Consider the following 21495-nt stretch of genomic DNA (forward strand, 5'->3'; position numbering starts at 1 on the left):
CCCTTTCTGCTCGCCGGAGCGTGAGACCCGCCCCGGCTGCTCTAGGGTAGTTCGGCAGGGCCAGCATCGGGCGGTGAGGGAGGACGACAGTGGCGGAGCGCGATCCCGACAGGATCAAGAAGGACATCGATCAGGCGCGCGAGCAGTTGGCGTCGACGGTCGACATTCTCGCGGACCGGGCCAACCCCCGCCACTTGGCTGAACGCGCCAAAACCCGGGCGGTCGAGATCGTCACCAAACCCGCGGTGATGGCCACCTTGGCCGGTGTCGGCGGCCTGCTCGTCGTCCTGGCGATCCGCCGGATCCGCAACCGCTGAGCGCGTGCCGCAGGGCGGTGGTACCCCGCCAACCGTGCGGCATGGCGCTGACGCACAACGACCGGGAAGGACCTAGTTTTTTCCAGGGTCCTTCCCGGTCGCCATATGCCGTTGCCTAGAAGGCGAAACCGCCGTCGAACAGGCTCGACAGGTGGTCCACATCGAACAGATCGGATCCAGCCACCGCGAGGTCAGGGACGTCTACGGCGTTGACCGGCAGATCGGCGGTGCCCACCGTGAGCGCCTCGGCCGCCCGGGCCGGCCACTCGTTCAGCAGCAGGTCGAAGAGACCTCCTTCGGTGAGCAGGCCGGTGAAGACGTCCTCGGTCTCGGGCACGACGTACCCGTTGAGGATGGTGTTCATCATGTCAGCGGGCATGTTGAACAGCGCCTCCAGGTCGCCGCCGAGGACAGCGGTGCTGCTTTCGGTCAGCTGGTATATGGCACCGATCATCGGCGACATCATTGCGTCGCTGGTCTGCTTGATGAAGGCCCAAGCATCGAGGGGACCGATGAACTCGTTCATCAGACTCGACATGTTCATCATCTCCCGGGCGGGGATGGCCAGCACCGGGGCCATGGACTTGCCCAAGTCCTCGATGCCGTAGAGGAACCAGATATTGAGCTCGTTGAATGCGTTGAAGGGGTTACCGTTTGAGATCGACTCGGACATCCGTTCCAGCAGCAATTCCAGGCCGGGGTACTTGAGGTCTCCGGCGGAGGTCTCGCCGTCGCTCCCGAAGATCATGTTGTTGATCGCCTCGTTGACACCGGCGAAGCCCGACGTAACGGTCCGCCCATCTGGGAGGTCCTGGGGCCGCATGTCCAGCGGGACGTTCTCCATGCCCGTGATCAGCTGGCCGTAGTCGCTTGAGTTGCTGCCGATCTGGCTCAGCAGCGTGTCGACGTTGGAGTTCTCTAACAGGGTGGCGAGATTCTCATTGGTCCGCTCGAACAGCGAATCCCAGCCCGAGGTCAACTGCACAGCCTGCTGCCGGAGGCTGTCTTGCGCGATCGGCGCAACAGGATGGACGGCGATCAGGCCCGCTCCTGCCAAGGCGATCCCGGCGGCCGCGATCCGGGTCGCGTGGCCGGTACGGCGCCTGGTCGTATCGGGATGTAAGACGAACTCCACAGCTAGCTCCTTGTCGATTTGCTGTACTGCACCCGAGAGTTAGGGCACAGAATCCTGCGAATACGAGACTAGCCATGTTTGATAGGGAAACCTAACCTAACTAGAGAAAGTTGGGTGAACATTCGGTATGCCCGAGGTGCGAACTCAGCACACGCTAGTATTTAGGCAAGCTCAGTTGCGTCGTAGCAAACCTCGTTGCGACGCCCACCATGCCCCGCACCCGAATCACGTCGACAGTTCAAGAACCAGCTACCTGCCGTCTGGGGACCGCGCATTCGCGGCCCGCGCAGAACTGAATGAGGAAAGCCAGCGAACACACTCACCGCTCAGGTTGTGATACCACGTCTGAGGTGAGTGTAAGGCTAGAAGCAGGAACCCTAGGAGCGGGCGTGATGTTGTTGGACGACTGTTGCTCTCAGGCAACGCCTTGTCCGGGATCTGAACATCCCGCTGCGACGAGAGTTTTTCTCAGGTGGCCTGACGATGCGGGGTCTGTCTCCCGTCCCGTGTTCGCGGAGGGCTTCTTGGGCAGAGTCAGGAGAGGGCGATCTGATCGGTCATCCACGGCGACATATGAATCGGGGCGCCGGCCAATGGCCCGCCCGGAGTGCCGCGTGGATAACGCGGCTCGTCACTTTTGGCCTGAACGTGTACATCTGTGGGTACAGCAGAACTCCGGAATGCCTTCTGAGCTGTGCGCCGTCAGGGTTTCGAACCCCGGACCCGCTGATTAAGAGTCAGCTGCTCTACCAACTGAGCTAACGGCGCTGGGCGGTCAAGACCGCGAGAGAGACAATAACAGGCGCTGCGCTGTGGCGAGAAATCACCTGGTATCGGGGCCCGAATCGCAGCGCTGAGCAGCACACCCGATTACCCACTAGACTGCCTGCGAGCTGTTTGAGCAGGGTCAAGGTGGGAAAAGAGCATGGGGCAGTTTGGTTCGACGCATCGCTGCCGGGGGTATCGGTCCCGGCTGGCGGCATTGCTGATGGTGCCGGTCGCGGTGTTGGGGCTGAGCGCCTGCGGCGGCAATGCCGACGCGGAGGCGACGAAGATCATCACCGACAAGGGCACCCCGTTCGCCGACCTGCTGGTGCCCAAGGTCACCGCGTCGGTCACCGACAAGGCGGTCGGTGTGGCGGTGGACGCTCCGGTGACGGTGAGCGCCGAGGACGGCGTACTCGACTCGGTCACCATGGTCAACGAATACGGTGCGGTGGTCGACGGCAAGCTCAGCTCCGACGGGCTGACCTGGTCGACGACCGAGCCGCTCGGCTACAACAAGCGCTACACGATGAACGCGAAGTCGCTTGGATTGGGCGGTGTGACCAGCCGGCAGATGACGTTCCAGACCCATTCGCCGCAGAACCTGACCATGCCCTACGTCATGCCCCGCGACGGCGAGGTGGTCGGTGTCGGCCAACCGGTGGCGATCCGGTTCGACGAGAACATCGCCGACCGCGCGGCGGCCGAAAAGGCGATCAAGATCACCACCGACCCGCCGGTGACGGGTGCGTTCTACTGGCTGAACAGCCGCGAAGTGCGTTGGCGCCCACAATCTTTCTGGAAACCCGGGACCGGTATCGAGGTGGCGGTCGACACCTACGGCGTGGACCTGGGCAACGGCGTCTACGGCCAGGACGACGCGACCAGCCACTTCGTCATCGGCGACGAGGTCATCGCGACCGTCGACGATGACACCAAGTCGATGGTCGTGCGGGTCAACGGCGAAGTGGTCAAGACCATGCCGGTGTCGATGGGCAAGGACAGCACCCCGACCAACAACGGCACCTACATCGTCGGCGAACGTTTCCCGCACATCGTGATGGATTCGTCGACCTACGGGGTGCCGGTCAACTCACCCAACGGATATCGCACCGACGTGGACTGGGCCACTCAGATCTCCTACAGCGGGATCTTCGTGCACTCCGCGCCGTGGTCGGTGGGTGCCCAGGGTTACGCCAACACCAGCCACGGTTGCATCAACGTCAGCCCCAACAACGCGCTGTGGTTCTACGACCACGTCAAGCGCGGCGACGTGGTGCAGATCAACAACACGACCGGGTCGCTGCTGCCCGGCACCGAGGGCCTCGGCGACTGGAACGTCCCCTGGTCGCAATGGGACGCGGGCAACGCCCAGGATCCGGTGCGCTGACGTCGTCAGAGGGACGTCAAGCGGGGGGCGGCTCGCCGTCCTCGCGCAGGTACTCCTCGCCGCCGTTGGGGTAGCCCCCGCCGAACGTCGTGATGTGCACGTGGTCGTAGTGACCGTTGCCGCGGCCGCTTGGCCCGGCCGGCGTGAAGTAGGTGCCACGCCAGATCGCATCCTGCAGGGCGAACCGACCGGCGTTCTGCAGGGCGTACGCCACGATCTGGTCCCCGAGCGCAACGCCCTCCGGGCTGCCGGAATTGGGGATCATGATGTCGATCGCGAGACCGGACGGATGCCAGCGCTGCCCGTCCGGACGCACCCCGATCATGTCGTGCACCTGTGGGAACGCCTCGCTGATGCTGCGCGAGACGAGGATCGTCTTGACCTGCATGCCGCGCTCGCTGGCGATGCCGGGCGGTAGCGCGTGCGGCGCCGGCATGGACCAGGCGCCTACCGCAAAGACGTCAGGCGGCGGCGGTAGGTCCTCAGGCGGCGGCGGGAAGTCCTCCGGCGGAGGGGGTGGAACGTCTTCGGGTGGCGGGGGAGGCGCCATCTCCGGGGGCGGTGGTGCGTCTTCGGGGGGTGGAGGTGGCGCGTCTTCCGGCGGCGGGGCAGGCCCATCCTCAGGGGGCGGAAGCGGCGGGTCCTCCGGCGGGGGCGGCGGCGCGTCCTCCGGCGGGGGCGGCGGCGCGTCGGCAGCGGCCGCAGGCGGAGGTTCGTCGTTGTTTCCCGGCTCGGCACCGACGCCGCCGGCCAAGAAAACGGCGGCCGGCAACATAGCCGTCGCCGCCAGAACCGACGATTTCATGCGCAGATCAATGAGTCCTTGCGTGAGCACGCAGGGAACCGTAACCAAAATGTAACTTCGACACCAAACCCGGCGCGCCGGGCACCGTTACAAAGAGCCACTGAAGTGGCACGTGTTCGGGTGGGCCTCACCGGGCTCCAACGCGTGTCGACGACCGCACTTGGGTGGGTCTGACCAGCATCGATTGGGGTAGTCGGTGGCTGCCGGCCAGTTATGCCGCCGTGCTCGGAATCAGATCGGAATCAGAAGCCAACGGGGTGCATCCCCGACCTTGAATCCAGAGTGGATTCGACGGTGGGTGTCCATCGTCCTGCGGCCGACCGGGCCGAATTGGGGGGCGACCACCCGGCGGGGCTGCGGTCAGCAAAGGCGACTCATCCCGAAGCGGGTCGACCACGACGACGTCGGGTTGCCTCGCACACGCAAACCCGATGGATCTCGGTGTCCGGCCAAGTAAAAGGTCGGAGGGTGTAAACACCCTCCGACCCGCGGGGTGGCTGACGGGGCTCGAACCCGCGACATCCAGGATCACAACCTGGTGCTCTACCAACTGAACTACAGCCACCATCGCTACCGGCCCGGCAAGCCAAGCAAGCAGCGCCGTCGATACTAGCCGCTCGGGCGCTCAGCGGCCGAATCGATTACCTCGGCTGTGTCCGACGGCGGCCCCAGTTCCCCAGCCACCGTGGCGATGTCGCTGGTAGACGGTCCGGGCGGGGCGACGAACGCGGTGCGGCGGTAGAACTTCAGCTCCCGGATGGACTCGTGGATGTCGGCGAGCGCACGGTGCGCCAGCCCCTTCTCCGGCTGGCCGAAGTAGATCCGCGGGTACCAGCGCCGGCACAATTCCTTGATCGAGCTGACGTCGATCATCCGGTAGTGCAGATAGCCGTCGAGCGAGGTCATGTCGCGGGCCAAAAAGCCGCGGTCGGTGCCGATCGAGTTGCCCGCCAACGGTGCCGTTTTGGCCTGCTTGACGTGAGTGCGGATGTAGTCGAGGACCATCTTCTCGGCGGTGGCGAGGTCGATGGTGGAGGCTCTGACCTCGTCGATCAGCCCGGACCGGGTGTGCATCGCGGTCACCACGTCGCTCATCGCGTCCAGGTCGGCGTCGTCGGTGTGGATCACCACGTCAATACCGTCGCCGAGGATGTTCAGCTCACCGTCGGTGACCAACGCGGCGATCTCGATCAGCTTGTCCGAGCCCAGATCCAGGCCGGTCATCTCGCAGTCGATCCAGACCAGTTCGTCTCGTGCAGCGCCCACAGTCAGACCACGTTAGCCGTTCGCCTCCCCCGTAGTCGCATAGCGGTACCGACCGGCCAAGTAATGTCGTGGCCTGTGAGTCCCGATTCGGCGGCGAACGCCGCACAGCAGATCGCCGCCGGCTACGCCGCTGAGGGCCAGGCTCTGGAACTGGGCACGGTGGTCGTCGACGGCAGCGCCGACCCATTGGCGCAGGTCCGCATCCCTCTGGCCACGATCAACCGCCATGGGCTGGTGGCCGGAGCCACCGGCACCGGCAAGACCAAGACCTTGCAGGTCATCGCCGAGCAGCTGTCCGCGGCCGGCGTCCCGGTGCTGATGGCCGACGTCAAGGGCGACCTGTCCGGGCTGTCGCGGCCCGGGGAGTCAGGCGACAAGATCACCCAGCGCGCCACCGAGACCGGCGACGACTGGACGGCGACCGCTTTTCCGACCGAATTCCTGTCACTGGGCACCGGCGGTATCGGCGTCCCGGTCCGGGCTACCATCTCCAGCTTCGGCCCCGTGTTGCTGTCGAAAGTGCTGGGGCTCAACAATACCCAGGAATCGACGCTCGGCCTGATCTTCCACTGGGCCGACCAGAACGGCTACCTGCTGCTGGACTTGAAGGATCTGCGCTCGGTGATCACCTACCTCACCAGCGACGAGGGTAAGCCGGAGCTCAAGACGCTGGGTGGGGTATCCCGGGCCACCGCCGGGGTGATCCTGCGGGCGCTGGTCAACCTGGAAGCCGAAGGCGCTGACACCTTCTTCGGGGAGCCTGAACTGGACCCCAAGGACCTGATCCGCCTCGATGACCAGGGCCGTGGCGTCATCTCGCTGCTGGAACTCGGCGACCAGGCGACGCGCCCGGTGCTGTTCTCCACCTTCCTGATGTGGGTACTGGCCGACCTGTTCACCTTCCTGCCCGAGGTCGGCGACATCGACAAACCCAAGCTGGTGTTCTTCTTCGACGAGGCGCACCTGCTGTTCTCCGACGCCTCCAAGGCGTTCCTCGACCAGGTCGAGCAGACCGTCAAACTGATCCGCTCCAAGGGCGTCGGGGTGTTCTTCTGCACGCAGCTACCCACCGACGTGCCCAACGCGGTGTTGTCGCAATTGGGCGCGCGCATCCAACATGCATTACGGGCCTTCACCCCCGACGACCAGAAGGCGCTCACCAAGACGGTGCGCACTTACCCGAAAACTGATGTCTACGACCTGGAATCGGCGTTGACTTCGCTGGGCATCGGCGAGGCCGTCGTCACGGTTCTGTCCGAACGAGGCGCCCCGACCCCGGTCGCGTGGACCCGGTTGCGAGCGCCGCGGTCGCTGATGGGAGCCATCGGTGCTGACGCCATCGCTACGGCCGCCAAAGCCAGTTCGCTGCATGGCGAATACGGGCAGACCATCGATCGGGAATCGGCCTACGAAACGCTGTCCGCGAAACTGGCAGCCGGGCAGGGTAGCCGGCCCCCGGAGGGCGAAGGCGGCGTGCCGCCGGCACCGGAGCGGCTGCACTGGTGGCAGCGTTTCGGACGTTGGCTCACCCACTTCCTCACCACCCGGGAGGGTAAGAGAGTGGTGACTGCGGTTACCACCGTTGTAGTCGGCCAAATCTCCCGCGGTGCGATGGGCACCGGACGCCGTAGGCGTTAATCGGACGGCTAGCCGCCGCCGAGCTTTTTGTAGACGAAGCCCACGATCGGCGTGACGATCGCGCGCGGGGCATACCCGCTGGCCATCGACATGGCCTTGGACGTGACGCCCGGCACAACACGCATCTTGTTGCGCGCCAACGCATCCAGAGACAGCTTGGCGGTGTGCTGGGTGGAGATCCACAGGAAGTCCGGAATCAGCTTGTCGACCAATGATGCCTCGCCTGCGTCGGGCATCTCGGCGCGCACCGGCCCCGGCGCCAGCAGGGTCACGTGCACCCCGGACTTCAGCAGTTCACCGCGCAGCGACTCGCTGAAGGTGTTGGCGAAGGCCTTGGTCGCGGCGTAGGTGGCGTTGTTGGGGATCGGTGAGTTGCCGGCCGCCGAACCCGAGATCAGGATTCCGCCGGCGTGACGCTCCAGCATTCCCGGCAGCACCGCCAACGCCAGGTCGTGCACCGCAATCGCGTTCAGCTGCACCTGGGCCTTCTCGGCTGCTGGATCCAGACCCGAGATCGGCCCGAACGTCGCGGTACCGGCGTTGGCGCACAGCACCGAGATCTCCCGCTCGGCCAGTTCGGCGCAGAACTGGTCGCGAGCCGGCGGATCAGCCAGATCGACCGCTCGCACTTCCACGACGACCCGGTACTTGTCGCGCAGTCGCGCCGCCACGTCGTTGAGCACGTCTTCTCGGCGCGCGGTGATGATCAGCCCGTGGCCGCGGGCGGCCAACTCGGTGGCCAGTGCCTCGCCGATGCCCTGGGACGCTCCGGTGACGACGGCGCGGGCATCCGGGCTGGGAGCAGGCACTGGCATGGGGCAATCGTAGAGTGCCAGACATGGGTGTCCCGGGGGTGGTCAAATCCGGACGATCCCGAATCGTGGCCTGGGCATTGTGGGACACCGGTGCTGCGGCCGTGAGCGCGATCGTGGTGACGTTCGTGTTCTCGGTTTATCTGACCAGCAGTGTCGGCCGGGAGCTGCCCGGCGCGGTGTCGCCGGCCAGCTGGCTGGGCCGCACGCTGGCCCTCTCCGGTCTGACCGTGGCCGCGATAGCGCCGCTGATCGGGGTGTGGGTGGCCACCCCGCACCGGCGCCGGGTGACATTGGCGGTCCTGACCGGCGCCGCGGCGGTGCTGATCGCATCGATGAGCACGATCCGCGACGCGCCCGCCTACCTGGCTCCGGGGCTGCTGCTGCTGGCGCTGACCGCCGCCTGCGGCGACCTGGCCAGCGTCCCCTACAACGCCATGCTGCGGCAGCTGTCGACGCCGCAGAACTCCGGTCGGATCTCCGGATTCGGCTGGGCGGCAGGTTATGTCGGCAGCGTGGTGCTGCTGCTGGTGGTCTACCTGGGGTTCATCTCCGGCACCGGCCCGACCCGCGGACTGCTGGGCCTGCCCGTCGAAGGAGGGCAGAACATCCGGGCGGCGATGTGGCTCACGGCGGCGTGGCTGGCGGTGTTCGCGTTGCCGCTGCTGTTCACCGCGCACCGGCTGGCCGAACCCGACGAACCACCGGCACCGCGGCCGGGCCTGTTCGGCGGCTACCGCCAGTTGTGGCGCGACGTCACCGCGGAATGGCACCGCGACCGCAACCTGGTGTTCTATCTGATCGCCAGCGCAATCTTCCGGGACGGGCTGGCCGGGGTGTTCGCGTTCGGAGCGGTGCTCGGCGTCAACGTCTACGGCATCTCGACCGGCGACGTGTTGATCTTCGGGGTGGCCGCCAGCGTGGTGGCTGCGCTCGGCGCGATCGCCGGTGGCCTGCTCGACGACCGGATCGGATCCAAGACGGTGATCGTCGGCTCGCTGATCGCGATGGTCGCCGCCGGCACCACGCTGATGGCGTTGTCCGGTCCGATCGCGTTCTGGGCCTGCGGGCTGCTGCTCTGTTTGTTCATCGGGCCCACCCAGTCCTCGGCGCGCACCCTGTTGCTGCGGATGGCCGCCGAAGGGATGGAGGGGGTGGCCTTCGGCCTCTACACGATGACCGGTCGCGCCGTGTCATTCCTGGCGCCGTGGCTGTTCTCGGTCTTCGTCGATGTCTTCCACTCCGATCGAGCCGGCATGGGCGGGCTGTGCACGGTGCTGGTGCTCGGTTTGCTGGCGATGCTGGGCGTGCGCGTGCCGCGGCGGGCGGTGTAGGAGCGGACTCCCGTGGCTTCGCTGCGCTTAGCCCGCTGCCGCGCACACCGTGAGGATCGACCCGGTGCGCTGGCGTACCTGGGCGCCGTCCACCGACACCGAGCAGGTGATCTGTTCGCCGAAGTTGACCACTGTGACCGCTGCCGCGGTCGTTGCCGGCGGCGTCAGCGTGACCTGCTTGGTCCACGGCAGCACCACGTTGAACTCGGTCTGCAGCACCCCGCCGGTGTCGATATAGGCGATGCTGAGCGCCCGGCCGGTGCCGCTGACGCTGTAGACGATGGTCTCGGCAGCCCCGGAGGTGGTCGACGTCGTCGGTGGCGGCGTGGTCGGTGTGGTGCTGGGGGTCGATGACCGCGGCGGCGTGGTGGTCGGGGTGCGCTTGGGAATCGGTGTGCTCGGGGCCGTCGGCAGCGGCGAAACCGGCGTGACGGTAGCCGAATTCCGGTCCGAGCCGTTGGCGATGACCAGTGCGATCACCATGCCGACCACCAGCAGTACCGCGGCACCGGCCACCAGCCACAGCCAATTCGGGAATCGCGGCGGTTCCGGCGGACCACCCTCGCCGCCGCCGCCCGACGGCCCACCGGGCGGGGGCTGAGACGCGTCCCAGTGTTGCCGCGGCAGTTGGGTAGTCGGATTGGGATCCTGCGGTGGATAACCGGCCGGGTACGACGGAAGCTGCCCGGCGTAGGCCGGATCGACGTGTGGCGGAGAGCCGAAGGTCGACGGCTCGGACGCACCGCTGCGCTGCCAGGGCTTATCGGAACCCTCCGGTCGATACGGATCGGTCATACCCACCTCATGGATTGCAGGGTACCTGCGGCGACCGTATCCGACCGCGACGTCGATCAGTCGCTTTCCGCGCCGGCGGCGCCTAGCGCGCTGATCGTCATCGCCCGCAACACCGCTCGGGAGCCCTCCGCGGTGGCCGACTTGGCGCCCGTGGACTTCACGCTGTAGGGGGTCGAGTTCAACAGACCGAACACCGCGTGGGCCATCAAGCGGGCGTCAGCCTCGGCCAACGCGGCATACCGCGCGCACAGCACACCGACCCAGACCTCGACATACTGCCGCTGGGCGCTGCGCACCTGACGCTGCGCCCCGGCCGGCAGATGGGCCAGATCGCGGTCCTGGATCCGGATCAGGTCCGGTTCGCCGAGCGCGAAATCCAGATGAAACTCGACCAGGCCGTCCAGTATCTCTTCTGGGCTCCGCCCGTCCGATTCGACGGCGTGCGCTCCGGCGAGCAGTCGGGTGCTGATACCGACCAGCAACTCGACCAGCAACGCTTCCTTGCCTGCGAAGTGCCGATAGATCGCCGGACCGCTGACGCCTGCGGCGGCACCGATGTCCTCCAGTCGCACCGCCAGAAAGCCGCGCTGGGCGAAGAGGCGTTCGGCGGCGGCGAGCAACTGGGTGCGCCGGTCGGACTTCAGCCGGCTGCGCCGGTTGGCCGGTCCGTCGCTTCCCGCCGAGCCGGCCGGGGCGGATGCCGCCATCACGCCTCCGCTCATCATGGACAGCTGAGTTAATGGTCACTAACGTAGCACCCATCGCCTCGGGGCTGACCCGGCTTCGGGCGGCACCGGTGGAGGCCTGATGGCAACTGCGGCACCCACGGAACGTGGTGATTTGTCCTACGCCCGCGGCGAGACCCAGCCCGCCCTGCTGGAGACGACGATCGGCGCCGACCTCGCCGCCACGGTGCGCGCCCACCCCGATCGCGATGCGCTGGTTGACCTTCCGGCCCGGCGGCGATGGAACTATGCCGAGCTGTGGCACGATGTGCGCCGGCTGGCGACCGGACTGCTGCAAGCGGGCGTCAGGGCCGGGGATCGGGTGGGTATCTGGGCGCCCAACTGCGCTGAGTGGGTGCTGACTCAGTACGCCACCGCCGAGATCGGTGCGGTGCTGGTCAACATCAACCCCGCCTACCGCTCCCACGAACTGGCTTACGCGCTCAAGCAGTCCGGTGTCGCGATGGTCATCTCGGCACCGAGTTTCAAGACCTCCGACTACGTCGCCCTGCTGCGGGAGGTGGCCCCCGGCTGCCCGGAACTGCGCGATGTGGTGTTCATCGACAGCGCGCGGTGGCACGACCTGGCCGGCACGCCGGTCGACTTGGCGGCGCTGGCGCGGGCGGCCGCAACATTGCGCCCACAGGACCCGATCAATATCCAATACACGTCGGGCACAACGGGTTACCCGAAGGGCGCGACCCTGAGCCACCACAACATCCTCAACAACGGCTACCTGGTGGGTGAGCTGCTGGGCTACACGGAGAAAGACCGGGTCTGCTTGCCGGTCCCGTTTTATCACTGCTTCGGGATGGTGCTGGGGAACCTGGCGGCCACCAGCCACGGCGCAGCTGTCGTCATTCCGGCTCCCGGCTTCGATCCGGCGGCCACGCTGCGCGCCGTGCAGGACGAGCAGTGCACCAGTCTCTACGGGGTGCCCACCATGTTCATCGCCGAACTCGGGCTGTCCGATTTCGACGAGTACGACCTCACCAGCCTGCGCACCGGAATCATGTCGGGCTCACCGTGCCCGGCCGAGGTGATGCGACGGGTGATCGACGACATGCACATGGCCGAGGTCGCGATCTGCTACGGCATGACCGAGACCTCCCCGGTGTCGACGCAGACCCGCGCCGAGGACTCGCTGGCGCAGCGGGTCGAGACGGTCGGGCGGGTGTGCCCGCACCTGGAGATCAAGATGACCGACCCGGCCACCGGTGCGACGGTGCCGCGAGGGCGGGTCGGCGAATTCTGCACGCGCGGTTATTCGGTCATGACCGGTTACTGGAACGACGCGGCCAAGACCGAGACCGCCATCGACGCCGACGGCTGGATGCACAGCGGCGATCTGGCCGTTATGGACGACGGTGGATACGTTCGGATCACCGGGCGGATCAAGGACATGGTGATCCGTGGCGGGGAGAACATCTACCCGCGTGAGATCGAGGAATTTCTGCACACCCATCCCGACGTCCTCGACGCTCAGGTCATCGGTGTCCCCGACGAAACCTACGGTGAGGAGCTGATGGCGGTGGTGATGCTGCGAGCCGGGACGCCGGCGCTGACCGTCGAGCGACTGCGGGAGTTCTGCACCGGCCGCTTGGCGCACTTCAAAGTGCCGCGGTATCTGCGGATCGTCGACGAGTTTCCGATGACGGTCACCGGCAAGGTCCGCAAGGATGAGATGCGCCGGCAGGCGATCGAGCATTTGGGCGGCGGCTGACAGGGCCGCGCGAGAATGGTATTCTCTGACATCAGTTAATCAATATTAACTGAAAATAAGGAGGCGCTGGTGGCGATGGACAAGGTCGTGGCGACAGCGGCAGAAGCCGTGGCCGACGTGACCGACGGCGCGTCGCTGGCGGTGGGCGGGTTCGGCCTCTGTGGCATACCGGAGGCATTGATCAACGCCGTGCTGGAGCTCGGTGTCACCGATCTGGAGACTGTTTCGAACAACTGCGGCGTCGACGGGATCGGGTTGGGAGTGCTGTTGGAGCACAAGCGGATCCGGCGCACGGTGAGCTCCTACGTGGGGGAGAACAAGGAGTTCGCGCGGCAGTTCTTATCCGGCGAGCTCGAGGTGGAGCTGACTCCGCAGGGCACCCTCGCCGAGCGGCTGCGCGCGGGCGGCGCCGGGATTCCAGCGTTCTACACACCGACGGGCGTGGGCACCCAGGTGGCCGACGGCGGCCTGCCATGGCGCTACGACGGGGCCGGCGGGGTGGCGGTGGCCTCACCACCGAAGGAGACCCGGGACTTCGACGGACGCACCTATGTGCTCGAGCGGGCGATCCGCACCGATTTCGCGCTGGTGCACGCGTGGAAGGGCGATCGGCACGGAAACCTCGTCTACCGGCAGGCCGCCGCCAACTTCAACCCGGACTGCGCTGCGGCGGGCCGGATCACGATCGCCCAAGTCGAGCAACTGGTCGAACCCGGAGAGATCGATCCGGCCACCGTGCACACCCTGGGGATCCATGTGCACCGGGTGGTGCACGTACCGAATCCGGAGAAACGGATCGAGCGAGAGACGGTGCGCCAGGCATGACCCTCAGCAGAGATGAACTGGCCGCGCGGGTGGCCGCCGAGTTGCGTGACGGCCAGTACGTCAATCTCGGTATCGGATTGCCCACCCTGATTCCCAACCACATCCCCGACGGTGTCAGCGTCGTGCTGCATTCGGAGAACGGGATCCTCGGTGTCGGCCCGTACCCGCGCCGCGAGGACCTCGACGCCGACTTGATCAATGCGGGCAAAGAAACGGTGACGGTCCTGCCCGGGGCGTCGTTCTTCTCGTCGTCGGCGTCATTCGGGGTGATCCGCGGCGGCCACCTCGATGTGGCGGTCCTTGGCGCCATGCAGGTTTCGGCCGCCGGTGACCTGGCCAACTGGATGATCCCCGGCAAGATGATCAAGGGTATGGGCGGGGCGATGGACCTGGTGCACGGCGCGCGCCGGGTCATCGTGATGATGGAACACGCCGCCAAAGACGGCAGCGCCAAGATCGTCGAACACTGCACGCTGCCGCTCACCGGTGCCCGCTGCGTCGACCGCATCATCACCGACATGGCCGTCATCGATGTCACCGAGGCGGGCCTGCAGTTGGTCGAGACTGCGCCGGGCGTCTCCGTCGATGAAGTCATTGCAAAAACCGGTGCGCCGATGAATCTTTCGAAGGTGTCATGACAGCGCCGACATTCGCCGATGAGCACCGGCGCCTGGTCGCCGAACTCAACACCAAACTGGCGGCCGCGGCCCTCGGCGGCAGCGAGCGCTCCCGGCAGCGGCACGTGGCACGTGGCAAACTGTTGCCGCGTGACCGGGTCGACCGGCTGCTGGACCCGGGCAGCCCGTTTCTGGAACTGGCTCCGCTGGCCGCCGACGGCATGTACGACGACGAGTGCCCCGGGGCCGGGATCATCACCGGGATCGGGCGGGTTTCCGGGCGCGAATGCGTGATCGTCGCCAACGACGCCACCGTCAAGGGCGGCACCTACTACCCGGTCACCGTCAAAAAGCACCTGCGCGCCCAGGAAGTGGCGCTGGGCAACAAGCTGCCCTGCATTTATCTGGTGGACTCCGGTGGCGCGTTCCTGCCCCGCCAGGACGAGGTGTTCCCCGATCGCGAGCACTTCGGCCGCATCTTCTACAACCAGGCGACCATGAGTGCGGCGGGTATCCCGCAGATCGCCGCGGTGCTCGGCTCGTGCACCGCCGGTGGCGCCTACGTGCCCGCGATGAGCGACGAGGCCGTCATCGTGCGTGAGCAGGGCACGATCTTCTTGGGGGGCCCGCCCCTGGTCAAGGCCGCCACCGGCGAGGTGGTCACGGCCGAAGAGCTCGGTGGCGGGGATCTGCACTCCAAGGTCTCCGGAGTCACCGACTACCTGGCCGACGACGACGAACATGCGCTCCGCATTGTTCGGCAGATCGCCGAGACCTTCGGGCCGCGATCCGAAAGCCCCTGGAAAATAGCGCATTCCGTCGAGCCTCGACATGACGCCGCGGAACTCTACGACGTGGTCCCACCGGACCCCCGGGTGCCCTACGACGTGCGGCAGGTGATCGCCCGGCTGGTCGACGGCAGTGAGTTCAGTGAGTTCAAGGCCGAGTACGGCAAGACACTGGTGACCGCGTTCGCGCGCATCCACGGCCACCCGGTGGGAATCATCGCCAATAACGGGGTGCTGTTCGGCGAGTCGGCGCTCAAGGGTGCGCATTTCATCGAACTGTGCGACAAGCGCTCGATACCGTTGGTGTTCCTGCAGAACATCGCCGGCTTCATGGTCGGTCGCGACTACGAGGCCGGTGGCATCGCCAAGCACGGCGCCAAGATGGTCACCGCGGTGGCCTGTGCTCGGGTGCCCAAACTGACGGTGGTGATCGGCGGGTCCTACGGGGCGGGTAACTACTCCATGTGCGGCCGGGCGTATTCGCCGCGATTCCTGTGGATGTGGCCCAATGCCAGGATCTCGGTGATGGGCGGCGAGCAGGCTGCATCGGTGCTGGCCACCGTGCGCGGTGAACAGCTCGACGCCGCCGGCAAGCCCTGGTCTCCAGACGACGAGGAGGCGTTCAAGGCTCCGATCCGGGACCAATACGAGGCGCAGGGCAACCCGTACTATTCGACCGCGCGGTTGTGGGACGACGGGATCATCGACCCCGCCGACACCAGAACAGTGCTGGGACTGGCGCTTTCGGTGTGCGCGAACGCGCCGCTGGACCCGGTCTCCTATGGCGTTTTCCGGATGTGACCCAGATGAGTTCAGCCATGTTCAATACGGTTTTGGTAGCCAATCGCGGTGAGATCGCGGTCCGGGTGATTCGCACCCTGCGCCGGATGGGCATTCGTTCGGTAGCCGTCTACAGCGACGCCGATGCCGGGGCACGGCATGTGCGCGAAGCCGACACCGCGGTGCGGCTCGGGCCTGCTCCGGTGCTGGAGAGCTATTTGTCGGTCCCCAAGGTGCTCGAGGCTGCCGCGGCCACCGGCGCGCAGGCGATTCATCCCGGTTACGGATTCCTCTCCGAGAACGCCGGCTTCGCTGCGTCCTGTGAGCAGGCCGGGGTGGTTTTCATCGGGCCGCCGGCGCGGGCTATCGAGGTGATGGGCGACAAGATCTCGGCGAAGAACACCGTCACGGCCTTCGAGGTGCCGGTGGTTCCGGGGCTGGCGAAGCCGGGTCTGTCCGATGACGAACTTGTGGCCGCCGCAGGCGAGATCGGCTACCCGGTACTGATCAAGCCGTCGGCGGGCGGCGGCGGCAAAGGGATGCACCTGGTCGAGGCAGCCGGGCAGCTGCGGGCGGCGCTGGTCACCGCGCGGCGTGAAGCGGCGTCGTCTTTCGGTGACGACACCCTGTTCTTGGAGCGGTTCGTGTTGCGGCCCCGCCATATCGAGGTTCAGGTGCTCGCCGACAGCCAGGGCAATGTGGTGCACCTCGGCGAACGGGAATGCAGCCTGCAGCGACGTCATCAGAAGGTGATCGAGGAGGCTCCCTCGCCGCTGCTGGACGCCGCGACCCGGGCCCGGATCGGGGCGGCCGCCTGCAACACCGCCCGCAGCGTCGATTACGTCGGCGCCGGCACTGTGGAGTTCATCGTCTCCGCCGACAGCCCGGATGAATTCTTCTTCATGGAGATGAACACCCGGCTGCAGGTCGAACATCCGGTCACCGAAGCAGTCACCGGGCTCGACCTCGTCGAGTGGCAGCTGCGGGTCGCGGCCGGAGAGAAGTTGCCGTTCGCGCAGGACGAGATCACCTTGACCGGGCACGCGATCGAAGCGCGGGTGTATGCCGAAGACCCGGCCCGCGGTTTCCTGCCGACCGGCGGACGAGTGTTGGCGGTGCACGAGGCAGGCGGCGGTTCAGCGAGGCTCGACGGAGGAGAGACGAAGCTGGGACCGCCGTATGGACCCGGTCCCGGGGTGCGGGTGGACTCGTCGCTGCAGGACGGAACCGTGGTCGGCAGCGACTACGACCCGATGCTCTCCAAGGTGATCGCGCACGGCGTGGACCGGGCGCAGGCACTGGCACGACTCGATGCGGCACTGGCCGGCACGGCGGTGTTGGGGGTGCAGACCAACGTCGAATTCCTGCGATTCCTGCTGGCCGACGCGCGGGTGGTCGCCGGCGACCTGGACACCGAACTGCTGGACGCCCGGTCGGCCGATTTCGCTCCGGCGCCAGCTCCCGACGACGTGCTGGCCGCGGGCGGCCTCTACCGGCAGTGGGCGCTGTCCGGACGGAAATCGCTGTGGGGCAACCCGAGCGGATGGCGTATCGGCGCGCCGGCGCCGGTGCGCACCGAGATGCGCACCCCGCTGCGGTCGGAGACGGTATCGGTGTGGGGGCTCCCGGCCGACGCGCGGGTGCAGATCGGCGACGGCGAGATCCATGGCGGCAGTGTTGAAGTCGACGATGATCGGCTGACGGTGACCTTGGCCGGACGGCGACGGTGTTACGCCTTCGCCGAGGACGGCGGTCAGCTGTGGATCTCCGATGAGCGCGGCACCTGGCACCTACGCGAAGCCGAGGTGGTGCGGGTGCATCGCGGCGGCGGCCCGCGCAGCGCCGAGATCATTAGCCCGATGCCGGGCAGCGTGATCGCCGTCAACGTCGCATCCGATTCGGCTGTCGAGGAAGGCGATCCGGTCGTGGTGGTCGAGGCGATGAAGATGGAACACACGCTGACCGCACCGATCAGCGGACGAGTGGAGATATTGGTGTCGGTGGGCGATCAGGTCACGGTGGACCAGGTGCTGGCCCGGCTCATTCCCGAGTTAAGTGAGGACCAAGAACAATGACGACGATCACGGCAGGATCGCTGCCGAAGGAATACCAGGACCTGCGGGACACGGTCGCCGAGTTCGCTCGCACCGTCGTCGCCCCGGTGTCCGCCAAACACGACGAAGAGCACAGTTTCCCCTACGAAGTTGTCGCCAAGATGGGGGAGATGGGGCTGTTCGGCCTGCCGTTCCCCGAGGAGTACGGCGGCATGGGCGGCGACTACTTCGCGTTGGCGCTGGCACTGGAGGAACTCGGCAAGGTCGATCAGTCCGTCGCGATGACCCTGGAAGCCGGAGTGGGCCTGGGGGCGATGCCGATCTACCGATTCGGCAACGAAGAACAGAAGCGGACCTGGCTGCCGGATCTGGTCACCGGCCGCACACTCGCCGGCTTCGGCCTCACCGAACCGGGTGCGGGCTCGGATGCCGGCGGCACCCGGACCACCGCCCGGCTGGACGGCGACGAGTGGGTCATCAACGGCACCAAGCAGTTCATCACCAACTCGGGCACCGATATCACCTCGATGGTCACCGTCACTGCCGTCACCGGGACCCGGCCCGACGGCAAGAAGGACATCTCCACGATCATCGTGCCTTCCGGCACAGCGGGTTTCACCGTCGAGCCGGCGTACAACAAGGTCGGCTGGAACGCCTCGGACACCCACCCGCTCACCTTCGCCGACGCCCGCGTTCCCCAGGGCAACCTGCTCGGCGAAGAAGGGCGGGGCTACGCGAACTTCCTGTCGATCCTCGACGAGGGCCGCATCGCGATCGCCGCGGTGGCCACCGGGGTGGCCCAGGGCTGCGTGGACGAAAGCGTCAAGTACGCCGGCGAGCGGGAGGCTTTCGGGCAGACGATCGGCTCCCATCAGGCGATCAGCTTCAAGATCGCCCGGATGGAGGCTCGCGCTCACGTCGCACGCACCGCCTACTACGACGCTGCCGCGAAGATGTTGGTGGGCAAGTCGTTCAAGAAAGAGGCGGCGATCGCCAAGATGATCTCCTCGGAGGCGGCGATGGACAACGCCCGCGACGCCACCCAGATTCACGGCGGCTACGGCTTCATCAACGAATACCCGGTGGCCCGGCACTACCGCGACAGCAAGATCCTGGAGATCGGTGAGGGGACCACCGAGGTGCAGCTGATGCTCATCGCACGATCGTTGGGGTTATGACCATGGCTGACGAGAACGAGTCGAAGACGATCGAGCAGCGCGGGCTGTGGTTCGAGGAGTACGAGATCGGCACCACCTACGCCCATCGGCCCGGGCGCACCGTCACCGAGGCCGACAACGTCCTATTCACTACGTTGACCATGAACACCCAATCGCTGCACCTGGACGCGGCCTGGGCCGCAGAGCAACCCGGCTTTCGCGGTGAGCGCCTGGTGAACTCGATGTTCACCCTGTCCACGCTCGTCGGCTTGTCGGTGGCGCAACTGACGCTGGGAACGATCGTGGCCAACCTGGGATTTTCGGAGGTGTCGTTTCCCAAGCCGGTGTTTCACGGTGACACCCTCTATGCCGAGACGGTCTGCACCGACAAGCGCGAATCCAAGAGCCGCCCCGGCGAAGGGATCGTGACCCTGGAGCACATCGGGCGCAACCAGCATGGCGACGTGGTGGCCCGCGCGATACGCACCACGCTGGTGCGTAAACAGCCCCAGGACCCACGATGAACTGCGCCGGCGACGATGCAGAGCCAAGCATGAGCGATGTAGAGGAGCGGCGCCAATGAGCACAGGTCCGGCCTGGCTGTTCTGTCCGGCGGATCGTCCGGAACGGTTCGGCAAAGCCGCCGCCGCGGCCGACGTGGTGATCCTCGACCTGGAGGACGGGGTGGCCGCAGCCGACCGGCCCGCCGCCCGGGAGGCGTTGCGCGGCAACCCACTCGACCCGGAGCGGACCGTGGTGCGGGTGAACCCGGCCGGCACCGAGGACCAGGCCCGCGACTTGGAAGCGCTGGCAGGCACCGCCTACACGACGGTGATGCTGGCCAAGACCGAGTCGGCCGCCCAGGTCGACGCGCTGGCGCCCCGCCAGGTGATCGCCCTGATCGAGACCCCGCGGGGCGCGGTGTTCGCCACCGAGATCGCCGCGGCGCAGGCATGCGTCGCGATGATGTGGGGTGCCGAAGATCTGGTCGCCGCCATGGGCGGTGGCTCCAGCCGTCACGCGGACGGCCGGTATCGGGATGTGGCCCGCCACGTGCGCTCAACGGTGCTGCTGGCGGCATCGACCTTCGGGCGGGCGGCGTTGGACTCCGTCTATCTCAATATCGGCGACCTCGAGGGGTTGAGAGCCGAAGCGCTCGACGGTGCAGCCGTCGGATTTGCCGCCACCGTGTGTATCCACCCCACCCAGGTTCCGGTGGTGCGCGACTCCTACCGTCCGGCCGAGGACAAGATCGACTGGGCGCGAAGGGTGCTCGCCGCAGCACAGAGCGAGCGCGGCGTGTTCGCATTCGAAGGACAAATGGTCGACTCCCCGGTGCTGCGGCACGCTGAGGCTATCCTGCGGCGAGCGCACTAACGCCAACCGACAGGAGTGACGGCGCATGCGCATCACGCGGATCGTCGAGACATCGGTACCGCTGCACGGTGAGATCGCCAACGCTCTGGTGGATTTCTCCTGGCATACGGTGTCGTTGGTCGCCGTCGTCACCGACCGGATGCGGCACGGTAAGCCGGTGACCGGCATCGCCTTCAACTCGATCGGCCGATTCGCCCAAGGCGGCATACTGGCCGACCGGATGATTCCGCGCGTTATGGGCGCCGACCCGCAGTCGCTGCTCGACGACACCGGGCACATCGATCCCGCGCGGGTGCTGGGCCGGGCGCTCGCCGACGAGAAGCCCGGTGGCCACGGCGATCGGGCCGGTGCGGCGGCGGCGCTGGAACTTGCGTGCTGGGATCTGGCCGCCAAACTCGCCGACGAACCCGCCTACCGCACCATCGCGCGACACTTCGGTCGGGACACGGCGGTCGCAGCGGTTCCGGTGTACGCCGCAGGCGGGTACTACTACCCCGGAGACGGACTGGATCGGCTCCGGACCGAGATGCGCGGCTATCTCGACCTGGGCTACGACGCGGTCAAGATGAAGATCGGCGGGGCGTCGATGCGCGAGGATCTGGACCGCATCGAGGCGGTCATCGAGGTGGTGGGCGCTGGAGCGCGGGTGGCCGTCGACGCCAACGGCCGGTTCGACAGCGCGGCGGCCCGCGACTGGGCGCAGGCGCTGGGCCGCTACGGCCTGCGCTGGTACGAGGAACCCGGAGATCCGCTGGACTTCGCGTTGAACGCCGAGGTGATCGCCGGCTATCCCGGCGCGGTCGCCACCGGCGAGAACCTCTTCTCGGTGCGCGACGTGACCAACCTGGTGCGCTACGGCGGCATGCGCCCGGGCCGCGACATCTTCCAGATGGACGCCGGCTTGAGTTACGGGCTGACCGAATACGTCCGCATGCTCGAGGTGCTCGAGACCGGCGGCTTCGACCGCGGCTGCGCCTTCCCGCACGGTGGCCACCTGATCAACCTGCACATCGCGGTGGGACTGGGCTTGGGCGGTTGTGAGTCCTATCCCGGGGTGTTCGCACCCTTCGGCGGCTACGCACCCGGGTGCGTGCTGGCCGGCGGCACCATCGCACCCACCGACGCGCCGGGATTCGGGCTGGAGGAAAAGCCCGAGCTGGCCACGGTGATCGCCGATTTGGTGGGATGAGCA

General features: G+C 66.9%; 19 protein-coding genes and 2 tRNA genes. 13 read left to right on the forward strand and 8 right to left on the reverse strand.

Translation table 11 applies throughout. The annotated features are described in order from the left end of the window. The first annotated feature begins 89 nt into the window (after positions 1-89). Positions 90-317 (forward strand): DUF3618 domain-containing protein, encoded by a 228-nt coding sequence (locus tag ACZYY4_RS03185; protein ID WP_463808010.1) that lies wholly within the window; start codon positions 90-92, stop codon positions 315-317. Between the two features lie 115 nt (positions 318-432). On the opposite strand, the gene ACZYY4_RS03190 is transcribed toward ACZYY4_RS03185, so the two are convergent. Then, positions 433-1452: a hypothetical protein gene (locus ACZYY4_RS03190; RefSeq protein WP_463808011.1), complete on the reverse strand. Its 1020-nt coding sequence runs from the start codon at positions 1450-1452 to the stop codon at positions 433-435. 695 nt (positions 1453-2147) lie between these two features. Next, positions 2148-2220 (reverse strand) — tRNA-Lys (locus ACZYY4_RS03195). A gap of 157 nt (positions 2221-2377) precedes the next feature. Here ACZYY4_RS03195 and ACZYY4_RS03200 point away from each other — a divergent pair. Continuing rightward, complete coding sequence (locus ACZYY4_RS03200; protein WP_463808012.1) at positions 2378-3607, forward strand: L,D-transpeptidase; 1230 nt, start codon at positions 2378-2380, stop codon at positions 3605-3607. Positions 3608-3623: 16 nt separating this feature from the next. On the opposite strand, the gene ACZYY4_RS03205 is transcribed toward ACZYY4_RS03200, so the two are convergent. From ACZYY4_RS03205 to orn, 3 genes are all read right to left on the reverse strand, one after another. Next, positions 3624-4412, reverse strand: coding sequence for a hypothetical protein (locus ACZYY4_RS03205; RefSeq protein ID WP_463808013.1), 789 nt, complete (start codon positions 4410-4412; stop codon positions 3624-3626). A 492-nt stretch (positions 4413-4904) separates the two neighbouring features. Beyond that, positions 4905-4977: transfer RNA gene (locus ACZYY4_RS03210), tRNA-His, on the reverse strand. Positions 4978-5021: 44 nt separating this feature from the next. Next, on the reverse strand, positions 5022-5678 hold the full coding sequence (gene orn / locus ACZYY4_RS03215; protein ID WP_463808014.1) for an oligoribonuclease: 657 nt from the start codon (positions 5676-5678) through the stop codon (positions 5022-5024). A 63-nt stretch (positions 5679-5741) separates the two neighbouring features. Here orn and ACZYY4_RS03220 point away from each other — a divergent pair, with 63 nt between their 5' ends. Continuing rightward, on the forward strand, positions 5742-7316 hold the full coding sequence (locus ACZYY4_RS03220) for a helicase HerA-like domain-containing protein (RefSeq protein WP_463808015.1): 1575 nt from the start codon (positions 5742-5744) through the stop codon (positions 7314-7316). Positions 7317-7324: 8 nt separating this feature from the next. Here ACZYY4_RS03220 and cmrA read toward each other — a convergent pair whose 3' ends face one another. Then, positions 7325-8131, reverse strand: a complete 807-nt coding sequence (cmrA, locus tag ACZYY4_RS03225) for a mycolate reductase (protein ID WP_463808016.1) — start codon at positions 8129-8131, stop codon at positions 7325-7327. Between the two features lie 23 nt (positions 8132-8154). On the opposite strand from cmrA, the gene ACZYY4_RS03230 reads away from it, so the two are divergent. Continuing rightward, entirely contained in the window at positions 8155-9462 is a 1308-nt protein-coding gene (locus ACZYY4_RS03230) for an MFS transporter (RefSeq protein ID WP_463808017.1), read from the forward strand. A 27-nt stretch (positions 9463-9489) separates the two neighbouring features. Here ACZYY4_RS03230 and ACZYY4_RS03235 read toward each other — a convergent pair whose 3' ends face one another. Together ACZYY4_RS03235 and ACZYY4_RS03240 are read right to left on the reverse strand one after the other, a co-directional pair. Continuing rightward, positions 9490-10257: an MmpS family transport accessory protein gene (locus tag ACZYY4_RS03235; protein WP_463808018.1), complete on the reverse strand. Its 768-nt coding sequence runs from the start codon at positions 10255-10257 to the stop codon at positions 9490-9492. A 56-nt stretch (positions 10258-10313) separates the two neighbouring features. After that, complete coding sequence (locus tag ACZYY4_RS03240; RefSeq protein ID WP_463808019.1) at positions 10314-10964, reverse strand: SACE_7040 family transcriptional regulator; 651 nt, start codon at positions 10962-10964, stop codon at positions 10314-10316. A 100-nt stretch (positions 10965-11064) separates the two neighbouring features. Here ACZYY4_RS03240 and ACZYY4_RS03245 point away from each other — a divergent pair, with 100 nt between their 5' ends. From ACZYY4_RS03245 to ACZYY4_RS03285, 9 genes are all read left to right on the forward strand, one after another. Continuing rightward, on the forward strand, positions 11065-12705 hold the full coding sequence (locus ACZYY4_RS03245; RefSeq protein ID WP_463808020.1) for an AMP-binding protein: 1641 nt from the start codon (positions 11065-11067) through the stop codon (positions 12703-12705). Between the two features lie 75 nt (positions 12706-12780). Beyond that, positions 12781-13530: a CoA transferase subunit A gene (locus tag ACZYY4_RS03250; RefSeq protein WP_463808402.1), complete on the forward strand. Its 750-nt coding sequence runs from the start codon at positions 12781-12783 to the stop codon at positions 13528-13530. Next, the gene (locus ACZYY4_RS03255; RefSeq protein WP_463808021.1) at positions 13527-14168 is read left to right on the forward strand and encodes a 3-oxoacid CoA-transferase subunit B; all 642 of its coding nucleotides are present in this window, start codon (positions 13527-13529) and stop codon (positions 14166-14168) included. The genes ACZYY4_RS03250 and ACZYY4_RS03255 overlap by 4 nt, the downstream gene beginning before the upstream one ends. Continuing rightward, positions 14165-15736 (forward strand): carboxyl transferase domain-containing protein, encoded by a 1572-nt coding sequence (locus tag ACZYY4_RS03260; protein ID WP_463808022.1) that lies wholly within the window; start codon positions 14165-14167, stop codon positions 15734-15736. The genes ACZYY4_RS03255 and ACZYY4_RS03260 overlap by 4 nt, the downstream gene beginning before the upstream one ends. A 17-nt stretch (positions 15737-15753) precedes the next feature. Next, positions 15754-17790 carry an acetyl/propionyl/methylcrotonyl-CoA carboxylase subunit alpha gene (locus tag ACZYY4_RS03265; RefSeq protein ID WP_463808404.1) on the forward strand — a complete coding sequence of 679 codons (2037 nt, stop codon included), beginning with the start codon at positions 15754-15756 and terminating at the stop codon, positions 17788-17790. Next, a complete protein-coding gene (locus ACZYY4_RS03270; RefSeq protein ID WP_463808023.1) occupies positions 17787-18947 on the forward strand; it encodes an acyl-CoA dehydrogenase family protein in 1161 nt (386 codons plus the stop codon). Before ACZYY4_RS03265 ends, ACZYY4_RS03270 begins: the two co-directional genes overlap by 4 nt. A 2-nt stretch (positions 18948-18949) precedes the next feature. Next, a complete protein-coding gene (locus tag ACZYY4_RS03275; RefSeq protein ID WP_463808407.1) occupies positions 18950-19450 on the forward strand; it encodes a MaoC family dehydratase in 501 nt (166 codons plus the stop codon). Positions 19451-19505: 55 nt separating this feature from the next. Continuing rightward, positions 19506-20303, forward strand: coding sequence for an HpcH/HpaI aldolase/citrate lyase family protein (locus ACZYY4_RS03280; RefSeq protein ID WP_463808024.1), 798 nt, complete (start codon positions 19506-19508; stop codon positions 20301-20303). A gap of 25 nt (positions 20304-20328) precedes the next feature. Beyond that, the gene (locus ACZYY4_RS03285) at positions 20329-21492 is read left to right on the forward strand and encodes an enolase C-terminal domain-like protein (RefSeq protein WP_463808026.1); all 1164 of its coding nucleotides are present in this window, start codon (positions 20329-20331) and stop codon (positions 21490-21492) included. Positions 21493-21495: the final 3 nt, after the last annotated feature.

This window comes from Mycobacterium sp. IDUB_21 (genome assembly GCF_055419425.1).